The following is an 11,644-nucleotide window of genomic DNA, read 5'->3' on the forward strand; positions in this document are numbered from 1 at the left end:
TTTCCCGCCCCACCCGCCTGGAGTTCCCATGAAGCTGTACAGCAAGCCCGGTGCCTGTTCCACCGCCGACCACATCGCCCTGCAGTGGACCGGCCAGCCGTTCGAGGTCGAACTGCTGAACAAGGACACCCTGAAGGGTCCGGAATTCCTCAAGATCAATCCGGCCGGCGCCGTACCGGCAGTCGTCGATGGCGACTTCGTACTGCTGCAGAACGCGGCGATCATGGGCTACATCGCCGACAGCTACCCGCAGGCAGGCCTCGGCGGTGATGGCAGCCCGCGCCAGCGCGCTGAAGCCACCCGCTGGCTGGCCTTCGTCAACTCCGACGTGCACCCGGCGTTCTCGCCGCTGTTCTCGCCGGGCAAGTTCATCGCCGATGAAGGCCAGTACGACGCGATCCGCGCCGCTGCGCACAAGCGCCTGCGCGCGCTGTTCGAGACCGCCGACAAGCAGCTGGCCGACAAGCCGTGGCTGGCCGGTTTCCGCAGCTTCGCCGATCCCTACTTCTACATCACCCTGCGCTGGGCGGCCGGCACCAAGGTCGACCTGTCGGGCCTGGACAACCTGGCGGCCTACAAGGCGCGCATGGATGCCGATCCGGGCGTGCAGGCGGTACTGAAGGCCGAAGGCCTGGCCTGATGCAACCGGGGCCGGAGCCGTTCGCATCGCGAACGGCTCCGACTCCATCTGCTCCATCAGCGCGGTCAGCCGATTTCGCGGATCACGTCTCCCTTTGCGTCGCGCAGGAACGTCGGCACCACTTCAACCTGCAGCGTGCTCGACACTGTGTAGGTCCCGCGTTGCGGCCGCACCTCATGCCAGGCCTGCAACGCCGCATCGTCCAGCACCCAGCGTACGTTGTGGCCGTCGACCATGGCGGCGCCGTTGGTGGCAGGCGTGAATTCCCATTGCCGTTCGCGGCTGACCAGCGTCAGTGACTTGCCGTGGCGCAGCCGCAACGGCAGCAGTTCCCCCACACTGCCGACCTGCCCGGCCCCCAGCACCAGCGTGGTGATACCCGCCGTCTGCCGCCAGTCCAGCGTTTCGATGAACAACATGCCGGTACTGGATCCCTCGCGCTCGCTGCCGGCCTTCGCTTGCGCCGCCAGCGCCGGATCGTCCAGCAGGTTGCCGCGATGCAGATCGGTGATCCACAGCGGCATCGCCGGCTCCAGCACCTGCAGCACACCGCGCGTCGACCAGCGCTTGATCGCATCCATTTCCTCGTCGGTCAGCCCCACCACCTGCAGGAACTGCAACTGTCCATTGGCAGTGTCGCGTGCGGGCAACTGCGGATCGGCAACGAACGCCAGATGGCAAAGACGGGTGTCGGTCTCCAGCGCGATCGGACCGTTGGCGTTGAGGTGGTGCCCATCCTCGAACACATTGCCGCTGCTGAACACATAGCGCGCCAGATTCTGCAGCAGATTCATCGGCCATGCCGGCGGCGTGCTGCCTGCATCCTCACCCTTGTCTGCAGCCAGGCGGAACGTCAGCTCGAAGCCGTAGCCACTGGTGGCCGCATCGCTGCTTTCCTTTGCATAAAGTTCGGACAGACCGTAGGTGACGTAGTGCCAATGCGGAACCGGTGCTTCCACCCAGTACACGCTGATGCCGTCGAGCGGATCCTGGCCACCCAGGGTGTACGGCAGCGCGGTACCGAAGTGACGCGGTTCCTGGCCGGCGTACAGCGGTGCCAGCGCGGCATTGATCGCATCCCAACCGGGGGTATCGGTGTCGTCCTGCATGCGGGGCTCCTGGGCGGAAAATGAGCGCACCACTTTACTCCGCGCGTCAGCCGGGCATGACCCCGGCAGAGACGGGCGCCAGCGACACCTGGACCTCCTGCCACCAGCGCTGTGCCAGCGCCGGACTGCGCGCTTTGCCGATCGCGGCGATCATTTCGGGGCACAGTCGCTCCAAGGTGATCGCGTCATTGCATCGCTCGATCTTCAACTGCATGAAGTAGCCCTTCAGACCAAGATGGCGGCGCACGGCATCGCTCATCGCGTCGTACAGCTGCTGGTAAAGCGCCGGATCCTGCTCGCGGCCGCTGCAGAGCCCGCGCTGCGGGGCAGGCTCGGCCCTGCCGCCGACCACTTCGATCAGGCCAAGTGCGGCCAGCTGTTCCAGCGCGTCCTGCGGCGCGCGCAGTCCTTCAAACATGCTGCGCAGTTCGCTTTCATCACGCTGGCCGTCAACCATCAACAGGATCGAGCGCAGCGCTGCCGGCAGGCGCCGGGCGCGGTCTTCGATCTCCTGGCGGCCAGCGGCCGTCTTGGCATGCAGCAGTGCCATAGCTCCCCCCTTCTCGATGCGATGCCTGCGTGCCCTTGCGGGCACGCTCCCCGTGGCGAGCTTAGCGCACCGGTGGCGGCGAGGAAGCTGCGCTGCAGCACCGTTGGATCTCTGTAGAGCCGAGCCCATGCTCGGCTGCGTGTACCTGACCCGGGCAGCCGAGCATGGGCTCGGCTCTACAGGACCGGGTCAACGCCCCAGCGCGCGGCGGATCTCTTCCAGCGCGCCCGGATCGTCCAGCGTCGACAGATCGCCGGGATCGCGCTGCTCGGCCAATGCCTGCAGCGAGCGCCGCAACAGCTTGCCCGAGCGGGTCTTGGGCAGAGCATTGACCACGTGCACATGCGCCGGCCGCGCCACCGCGCCCAGCGACGTGGTCACCGTGGCCATCATCTCGGCCACCACCGCAGCCGGGTCTTCGCCACCCAGGCCCTGCTTGAGGGTCACGAACACCAGCGGCACCTGCCCCTTCAGCTCGTCCTTCACCCCGATCACGGCTGCTTCGGCCACGCGCGGGTGACTGGAGATGGCCTCTTCAATCTCACGTGTGCCCAGACGGTGCCCGGCAACGTTGATCACATCGTCGGTGCGGCCCAGGATGAAGGTGTAGCCATCGTCGTCGCGGATGGCCCAGTCCAGCGAGCTGTACAGCAGTTCCTTGAAGTGGCTGAAGTAGCTCTGCAGGAAGCGGCTGTCGTCATTCCAGACGGTACTCATGCAGCCCGGCGGCAACGGCGGCGTCATCACCAGCACGCCCTTCTGCCCGGCCGCCACTTCTTCACCGGTGTTCTCATCGATCACTTTCATCCGGTAGCCGAGATTGGGGAACCCCGGTGAGCCGAACCGCACCGGCTTCATGTCCAGGCCGGGCAGCAGGGTCAGCGCCGGCCAACCGGTTTCGGTCTGCCAGTAGTTGTCGATGATCGGCTTACCCAGCGCGTCGCTGATCCAGTGCGCGGTGGGTTCGTCCAGCGGCTCGCCAGCCAGGAACAGATACTTCAACGCATCCAGGTCGTGCCGGTGGATGAAATCGGCATCGTGCTTCTTCAGCACGCGGATCGCCGTCGGCGAAGAGAACATCGTACGCACGCTGTACTGCTCGCACAGCGCCCACCAGATGCCCGGATCGGGGTTGGTCGGCAGCCCTTCGTACAGCAGCGAGGTGCAGCCGCCGATCAGCGGGCCGTACACGTTGTAGGAGTGGCCCACGGCCCAGCCGACATCGGAGGTGGAGAACATCACCTGCCCCGGCTTGCAATCGAACACGGTCTGCATCGACTGCGCCATCGCTACCGCGTAGCCACCGACATCGCGCTGCACGCCCTTCGGCTTGCCGGTGGTGCCGGAGGTGTACAGCAGATAGCTGGGTTCGCTCGACTCCAGCCATTGCACCGGCACATCGGTTTCGCCGATCTGCGCACGCAAGGTGGCGTACTCGACGTCACGCCCTTCGATACGTGGCTCGGCCGGGTCCAGCCCGCGCGAAACGATCAGCACGTGCGGCGGCGGATTGCTGGCTTCCGCACAAGCGGCATCGACCATCGCCTTGTACGGAATGAGTTTGCCACCGCGCATGCCGGCATCGGCGGCGATCAGCAGCTTCGGCTTGGCATCGTCGATGCGCAGCGCGAGGTTGTGCGCGGCGAAGCCACCGAACACCACCGAGTGCACCGCGCCGATGCGTGCACAGGCAAGCATGGCGAACACCGCTTCGGCCATGTTCGGCATGTAGATGACCACGCGGTCGCCGTGACCGACACCGAGGTGCTTGAGCACGGCGGCGAAGTCGTTCACTTCGCGATACAGCTGGCGATAGGTGATTTCGCGGGTGCTGTCGGTTTCGGTGGAGATGGCGACCAGTGCGAGCTGGTCCGGGCGATCGGCCAGATGCCGGTCGACGGCGTTGTAGCAGAGATTGGTTTCGCCGCCGACGAACCAGCGCCGGAACGGCGGGTTGCTGTAGTCGAGCACCTGTTGTGGTGGCGTGTGCCAATGGATGCGCTTGGCTTCCTCGCCCCAGAATGCCTCCGGCTCGTCGATCGAGCGGCGGTAGGTTTCCTCGTAGTTCATGACGCAGCCCTCCCAGACAAAGTCATGGCTTCGAGCATAGTCCGGCGCTGGCGCGCGGGCCGCCCTACCTTGGTAGGGGGTGGGGTTTGTTCTGCAGGGCTTGCAGCCCTGCACCTGCAGAATCAACGTCAACGTCAACGTCAACGTCAAAAGCCGGGCTACTGAAGGATGGCGGGGCGGGTCCGGTTGCGGGGGACGCCGTGAATACGTCCCTGTAGGCTCGGTCGCGCCATCCATGGCGCTCACGCCCCCGCAACCGGACCCACCCCGCCTTCGACAATTTCCCACCGCTGTTGGGCTGCTGTTGGTGGGTGTCGACCTTGGTCGACACGTAGATCCACGCCATGCGTGGATGCTTTTCGATGAACTATCGAAATATTTGATTCCGATGGATTTGATCCACGCAAAGCGTGGATGGACCATCCGTCACCGGGAATCTGTCGAAGGTGGGGCGGTGTCGGATTGCGGGGTGTCAGCCGCATGGATGCGGCTGCCAAGCCTACAGGGACGTACTTGCGGCGTCCCCGTAATCCGACACCGCCCCGCCACACCACGGAATGCAGCTGTTGATGTTGCTGTTGCTGTTGCTTCGGCGGGTGCAGGGCGCAGCCCTGCCGATACACCACTCTCTAGAACGGAGTCGCAGACTCGAACGCGAGCGCTTCGCCCGTCAGCGGATGGGTGAACTGCAGCTTCCGCGCATGCAGGTGCACGCGCTGCGCCGCCACCGCGCCATACAGCACGTCGCCGACGATGGGATGACCGAGGCTCGCCATGTGCAGCCGCAACTGGTGACTGCGGCCCGTGACCGGTTCCAGTTCAACGCGCGTGCGTTGCACCGCGATGTCACGCGACAGCACGCGCCAACGTGTAAGTGCAGGTTTGCCACGTTGGTGGTCGATCATCTGCTTCGGGCGGTTCGGCCAGTCGACGATCAACGGCAGGTCCACTTCACCCGCATCCCCTTCAAGCAGCCCCTGCACGATGGCTTCGTAACGCTTGCCCACCTGGCGCTTCTCGAACTGCGTTGACAGCGCCACCTGCATGTCCTTGCCGCGCGCGTGCAGCAGCAGGCCGGAGGTGACCTGGTCCAGGCGATGCACGGTCAGCGCGTCGGGATACACCGCCCGCAGGCGCGCGACCACGCAATCCTGGTTCTCCTCCGAGCGGCCGGGCACGGACAGCAGACCGGCAGGCTTTTCGGCCACCAGCAGCGCGTCGTCGATGTAGTGCAGATGGATCATGCGGTTCCGTACCCGTTCAAACAAAAACGGGGAAGCCGAAGCTTCCCCGCTTTCTGCGTACCGACCAACGGTCGGTACCTACCTTGCTGGTGAAGGTACCGAGCAACGGTCGGTACCTACCGGCCGAAGCCCGTATCAGCCCAGCAGGTGGGCGACGCCGGCGCGCTCTTCTTCCAGCTCGGCCAGGGTCTTGTCGATGTACTTCTGGCTGAAGTCGTCGACCGGCAGGTCCTTGACCAGGGTGTACTCACCGTTTTCGGTGGTCACCGCAAAGCCGAAGATCACGCCTTCCGGAATGCCGTAGGAACCGTCGGACGGCACGCCCATGGTGACCCACTTGCCGTTGCTGCCCAGCACCCAGTCACGCACGTGGTCGATCGCTGCGTTGGCGGCCGAAGCAGCCGAGGACGAGCCACGGGCTTCGATGATCGCCGCGCCGCGCTTGCCGACGGTCGGGATGAAGGTGTTGGCGTTCCACTCTTGGTCGTTGATCGCATCGGCGATCGACGCACCATCGGCGGTGGCGAAACGGTAGTCCGGGTACATGGTCGGGCTGTGGTTGCCCCACACGACCAGCTTCTCCATGCCGGCGACCGGCTTGCCGAGCTTGGTCGACAGCTGGCTCAGCGCACGGTTGTGGTCCAGGCGCAGCATGGCGGTGAAGTTGCGCGGGTTCAGGTCCGGCGCCGACTTCATGGCGATGTAGGCGTTGGTGTTGGCCGGGTTGCCGACCACCAGCACCTTCACGTCACGCTTGGCGACCTTGTTCAGTGCAGCGCCCTGGGCGGTGAAGATCTTGGCGTTTTCCAGCAGCAGATCCTTGCGCTCCATGCCCGGGCCGCGCGGACGTGCGCCGACCAGCAGGGCGATGTCGGCGTCCTTGAAGGCGACTTCAGCGTCGTCGGTGCCGACCATGCCGGCCAGCAGCGGGAAGGCGCAGTCTTCCAGTTCCATCATCACGCCCTTCAGGGCGGCCTGGGCCTTGTCGACCGGCAGCTCCAGCAGCTGCAGGATGACCGGCTGGTCCTTGCCCAGCATTTCGCCGGAGGCGATGCGGAACAGCAGGGCGTAGCCGATCTGGCCGGCGGCGCCGGTCACGGCAACACGAACAGGTGCTTTCATGGGGATTTCCTCTGCTAAGAAGCGTAGTGCCGGCCGCTGGCCGGCTAAGTAGCGATGGGGGAATGGCCGCACGGGCGGGGACAGGCCTGGCGGGGCGGCCGCAACATGCAAACGGCCCCCTTCGCAGGGGGCCGTCCGGGTACGGGATCAGGCGGGAAAGAGCTTGTTCCACTCACCCACGCGCTCAGCCTGGGCGGCGAGCAGAGCGTCGGTGTCGCCTTCCAGGGTGATCGAATGGATCACGTCGCCCTGCTTGACCGAATCGACGATCGCCTGGCCTTCCAGGACCTGGCCGAACACGGTGTGCTTGCCGTCCAGCCAATCGGTCTTGATGTGGGTGATGAAGAACTGGCTGCCATTGGTGTTCGGGCCGGCGTTGGCCATCGACAGCGAGCCGACCTGGTGCTTCACACCATTCTTCTCGTCTTCGAACTTGTAGCCCGGGCCGCCGGTGCCACGACCCTGCGGGCAACCGCCCTGGATCATGAAATCGGGGATCACGCGGTGGAAGATCAGGCCGTCATAGAAGCCGCGCTTGACCAGGTTCACGAAGTTGGCGACCGTCAGCGGCGCCTTGTCGGCGAACAGCTCGACCTTGATCGGGCCCTGGGTGGTGTCGAAAGTGGCGATGAGGGACATGCAGATCCTTGGGATGCGGGGTGTGTAATCAGCCCCATAAGGATACACCTCCCCCGTGGCGTGGGCGGCTTCGACCATCGGCGCAGGCAGGGTCTTCAGCCCGCGGACGGGCAGCGCCGGGGCCCAGGCTGAATGGGGACCTCAGCAGGTCTGAAATCCAGGTTTTCGCCAATCGTCAAGTTCGACGTATAATGTTGGACTTCTTTTTCCAAATCCGGCGCCGACTGGCCCCCTTTCGTATGTCCATCGAAAATCTTCGCAACATCGCCATCGTCGCTCACGTCGACCATGGCAAGACCACCCTGGTCGACCAGCTGCTGAAGCAGTCCGGCACCCTGTCCGAGCGTACCGTCCTCGCCGAGCGCGTGATGGACAGCAACGACCAGGAAAAGGAACGCGGCATCACCATCCTGGCCAAGAACACGGCCATCACCTGGGAAGACAAGAAGACCGGTATCAAGAACCGGATCAACATCGTCGACACCCCCGGACACGCCGACTTCGGCGGCGAGGTCGAGCGCGTGCTGTCGATGGTCGACACCGTGCTGATCCTGGTCGACGCGATGGACGGCCCGATGCCGCAGACCCGCTTCGTCACCCAGAAGGCCTTCGCGATGGGCTTCAAGCCGATCGTCGTGGTCAACAAGGTCGACCGTCCGGGCTCGCGTCCGGAGTGGGTGATCGACCAGGTCTTCGACCTGTTCGACAAGCTCGGCGCCACCAATGAGCAGCTCGACTTCCCGATCGTCTACGCCTCGGCCCTGAACGGCTACGCCGGCCTGGAAGACACCGTGCGTGACGGCGACATGACCCCGCTGTACGAAGCGATCATGCAGCATGCACCGAAGCCGGAAGTGGATCCGGAAGGTCCGTTCCAGATGCGCATCAGCCAGCTGGACTACAACAACTTCGTGGGCGTGATCGGCATCGGCCGCATCCAGCGCGGCACCCTGAAGAAGAACATGCAGGTCGCGGTGATCGACCGTGAAGGCAAGAAGCGCAACGGCAAGGTCGCGCAGGTGCTGGGCTTCCTGGGCCTGGAGCGCATCGAGCAGGACACCGCCGAAGCCGGTGACATCGTCGCCATCTCCGGTATTCCGGAACTGACCATCTCCGACACCCTGTGCCACCCGGAAACCCCGGAAGCGCTGCCGGCACTGACCGTCGACGAGCCGACCATCTCGATGACCTTCCAGGTCAACAACTCGCCGTTCGCCGGCAACAAGGACCTGTCCGGTGGCAAGTTCCTGACCAGCCGCCAGATCAAGGACCGCCTGGACCGCGAGCAGGTCCACAACGTGGCCCTGAAGGTCGAACAGCTGGAAGACGCCGACAAGTTCCTGGTCTCCGGCCGTGGCGAACTGCACCTGTCGGTGCTGATCGAGAACATGCGTCGTGAAGGCTACGAGCTGGCCGTGTCGCGTCCGGAAGTGATCATCAAGCAGATCGACGGCCAGGCCATGGAGCCGATCGAGCAGCTGGTGGTGGACATCGAAGAAGTCCACCAGGGCGGCGTGATGGAAAAGCTGGGCACCCGCAAGGGCCAGCTGAAGAACATGGAATCGGACGGCAAGGGCCGTGTGCGCCTGGAATACCAGATCCCGGCCCGTGGCCTGATCGGCTTCCAGAACGAGTTCAAGACCCTCACCCAGGGTTCGGGCCTGCTGTTCCACGTGTTCGACCATTACGGTCCGAAGGAACAGGGCGCGATCGCCAAGCGCATCAACGGTGTGATGATCGCCAATGCCCCGGGTACCACCCCGGCGTACTCGCTCGGCCCGCTGCAGGAACGCGGCAAGCTGTTCGCTGCTGAAGGCGACAACGTGTATGAAGGTCAGCTGGTCGGCATCCACTCCAAGGACAACGACCTGACCGTCAACGCGATCAAGACCAAGCCGCTGACCAACATGCGCGCTTCGGGCAAGGACGATGCGATCCAGCTGACCCCGGCGATCAAGTACTCGCTGGAACAGGCCCTGGACTTCATCGAGGACGACGAGCTGGTCGAGATCACCCCGAAGGAGATCCGTCTGCGCAAGAAGTTCCTGACCGAAAGCGACCGCAAGAAGAACTCGCGCGGCGGCTGATCCAGCGAACCGTGAGCCAGAACGGCTACAACCCGGATCCGCATCGGCATCCGGGACTCCATGTCATCGCCTTGCTCGAAGCGAGCAAGGCGATGCTGGCGTTGTTGGCGGCTACCGGACTGGAAATCCTCGGTCCGCAGCCGCTCCGCAACGGCGTCAATGCCCTGATCCGGCGTTTCAGCCTGGACCCGGATCACGGCACCCTGCCCTCGTTGTTGAATGCCATCAGTCCCGACGCGGTGCACCTGGCCGCGGCGGCGATGATCGGCTACGGCCTGCTGCACCTGGTCGAAGCCTGGGGTCTGTGGAAAGCCAAGGCATGGGCCTCCTGGCTGGGCTGCCTGACCGCCTCCATCTACCTGCCCTTCGATATCTACGCGATCGTCCGCCATCCCGGCTGGGCCTCGTGGGCCGTGCTGGCGATCAACCTGATCGTCGTCTATGTGCTGGCGCGCGACCTGCGCAAGCGCCGCCGCTAAGCAGCCGCTACACTGGGGATCGGAGCCGTCGAAGCTGCCCCATGCGCCTGTCCTTGCCGCCCCTCCTGTCCTGTCTGATCGCCGCACTGCCTGCGGTGTTTGCTGCTGGCTGCAGCCCGGCCGCGTCCAGCGCCCACGCTGCCGAACCGGGCAGCAGCAACGTGCCCTTCGCCTACGCCGAGACCGACGTCTCCGACCTGCAGGCACGGATGGTCGCCGGCGAACTGGACAGCACCACCCTCACCCACGCCTACCTCAAGCGCATCGCCACGCTGGACCGTACCGGTCCGCGCCTGCGTGCGGTGATCGAGCTCAATCCCGATGCCCTGAAGGAAGCCGCCGAGCGTGATCGCGAGCGGCGTAACGGCCGCCTGCGCGGCCCCCTGCATGGCATCCCGATCCTGCTGAAGGACAACATCAACGCCGCGCCCATGGCCACCAGTGCCGGCTCGCTCGCCCTGCAGGGCTTCCGCCCCGGCGATGCCTACCTGGTCCGGCGCCTGCGCGAAGCGGGCGCGGTGGTGCTGGGCAAGACCAACCTCAGCGAGTGGGCCAACTTCCGCGGCAACGACTCCATCTCCGGCTGGAGCGCGCGCGGCGGCCAGACCCGCAATCCCTACCGCCTCAGTCATTCGCCCTGCGGTTCCAGCAGCGGCAGCGCGGTGGCCGTGGCCGCCAACCTCGCCAGCGTGGCAATCGGCACTGAAACCGATGGCAGCATCGTCTGCCCGGCGGCAGTCAACGGCGTGGTCGGTCTGAAGCCGACTGTCGGGCTGGTCAGCCGTGAAGGCATCATCCCGATCTCCTTCAGCCAGGACACCGCCGGCCCGATGACCCGCAGCGTCGCCGACGCCGCCGCCGTGCTGACCGCTATCGCCGGCCGTGATGACGCCGATCCCGCCACCGCGACCATGCCTGGCCGCGCGGTCTACGACTACACCGCACGACTGGATCCGCAGGGCCTGCGCGGCAAGCGCATCGGCCTGCTGCACACACCCCTGCTGACGTATCGCGGGATGCCACCGCTGGTTGAGCAGGCCGTCGCCGAGCTGCGTCGCGCCGGCGCGGTGGTGGTGCCGGTGGAACTGCCCAATCCGGGCGCCTGGGCCGATGCCGAGCGCATCGTCCTGCTGTACGAATTCAAGGCCGGACTGGAACGCTACTTCAGTACGTACCAGGCGCCACTGCGCAGCCTGTCCGGGCTGATCGCCTTCAACGAGGCGCACAAAGGCCAGGAACTGGGCCAGTTCGGCCAGGAGCTGCTGCAGGAAGCCGAGGCGACCCCTGGCCTGGCAGATCCCGCCTACATCCGCGCGCGCAGCGATGCGCGGCGGCTGGCGGGCCCGGAAGGCATCGACGCCGTGCTGGCATCGCAGAAGCTGGATGCGCTGGTCGCACCCACGACCGGTGTGGCCTGGCCCCTGCGCAGCACCGGCGATGACTTCCCCGGCGAGAGTTACAGTGTCGCCGCCGTCGCCGGCTACCCCAGCCTGAGCGTGCCCATGGGCCAGATCGATGGCCTGCCGGCGGGGCTGTTGTTCATGGGCACGGCCTGGAGCGAACCGAAGTTGATCGAAATGGCCTACGCGTATGAGCAGCGCACCCGCGCCCGGCGCCCGCCGCGCTTTGATACCGATACGCTTATCGAATCCGGCGATCCCTGAGCTGGCTCTTGGTCGCGCCGGGCCATGCCCGGCGGCCTGA

10 protein-coding genes are annotated in these 11,644 nt (G+C 65.5%); 4 read left to right on the top strand and 6 right to left on the bottom strand.

The window, feature by feature from the left end:
* Positions 1-28: 28 nt before the first annotated feature.
* The gene (locus HUT07_RS15380) at positions 29-640 is read left to right on the top strand and encodes a glutathione S-transferase N-terminal domain-containing protein (protein WP_176021652.1); all 612 of its coding nucleotides are present in this window, start codon (positions 29-31) and stop codon (positions 638-640) included.
* A 65-nt stretch (positions 641-705) separates the two neighbouring features.
* On the opposite strand, the gene HUT07_RS15385 is transcribed toward HUT07_RS15380, so the two are convergent.
* From HUT07_RS15385 to HUT07_RS15410, 6 genes are all read right to left on the bottom strand, one after another.
* A complete protein-coding gene (locus HUT07_RS15385) occupies positions 706-1,749 on the bottom strand; it encodes a suppressor of fused domain protein (protein WP_176021653.1) in 1,044 nt (347 codons plus the stop codon).
* 46 nt (positions 1,750-1,795) lie between these two features.
* On the bottom strand, positions 1,796-2,299 hold the full coding sequence (locus tag HUT07_RS15390; RefSeq protein WP_176021654.1) for a hypothetical protein: 504 nt from the start codon (positions 2,297-2,299) through the stop codon (positions 1,796-1,798).
* A 189-nt stretch (positions 2,300-2,488) separates the two neighbouring features.
* Positions 2,489-4,369 (bottom strand): propionate--CoA ligase, encoded by a 1,881-nt coding sequence (gene prpE, locus HUT07_RS15395; protein ID WP_176021655.1) that lies wholly within the window; start codon positions 4,367-4,369, stop codon positions 2,489-2,491.
* A 629-nt stretch (positions 4,370-4,998) separates the two neighbouring features.
* Positions 4,999-5,613, bottom strand: coding sequence for an RluA family pseudouridine synthase (locus tag HUT07_RS15400; protein WP_176021656.1), 615 nt, complete (start codon positions 5,611-5,613; stop codon positions 4,999-5,001).
* Positions 5,614-5,748: 135 nt separating this feature from the next.
* The gene (locus HUT07_RS15405) at positions 5,749-6,735 is read right to left on the bottom strand and encodes a malate dehydrogenase (RefSeq protein ID WP_025879435.1); all 987 of its coding nucleotides are present in this window, start codon (positions 6,733-6,735) and stop codon (positions 5,749-5,751) included.
* Between the two features lie 147 nt (positions 6,736-6,882).
* On the bottom strand, positions 6,883-7,374 hold the full coding sequence (locus HUT07_RS15410; RefSeq protein ID WP_176021657.1) for a peptidylprolyl isomerase: 492 nt from the start codon (positions 7,372-7,374) through the stop codon (positions 6,883-6,885).
* 239 nt (positions 7,375-7,613) lie between these two features.
* Here HUT07_RS15410 and typA point away from each other — a divergent pair, with 239 nt between their 5' ends.
* From typA to HUT07_RS15425, 3 genes are read left to right on the top strand one after another with little or no spacing between them, the layout of a single operon-like run.
* Entirely contained in the window at positions 7,614-9,461 is a 1,848-nt protein-coding gene (typA, locus tag HUT07_RS15415) for a translational GTPase TypA (RefSeq protein WP_025879437.1), read from the top strand.
* Positions 9,462-9,472: 11 nt separating this feature from the next.
* The gene (locus HUT07_RS15420) at positions 9,473-9,940 is read left to right on the top strand and encodes a DUF2127 domain-containing protein (protein ID WP_176021658.1); all 468 of its coding nucleotides are present in this window, start codon (positions 9,473-9,475) and stop codon (positions 9,938-9,940) included.
* A gap of 41 nt (positions 9,941-9,981) precedes the next feature.
* On the top strand, positions 9,982-11,604 hold the full coding sequence (locus tag HUT07_RS15425) for an amidase (protein ID WP_176021659.1): 1,623 nt from the start codon (positions 9,982-9,984) through the stop codon (positions 11,602-11,604).
* The last annotated feature ends 40 nt before the right edge of the window (positions 11,605-11,644 follow it).

Source organism: Stenotrophomonas sp. NA06056 (assembly GCF_013364355.1).
Classification (GTDB): Bacteria; Pseudomonadota; Gammaproteobacteria; order Xanthomonadales; family Xanthomonadaceae; genus Stenotrophomonas.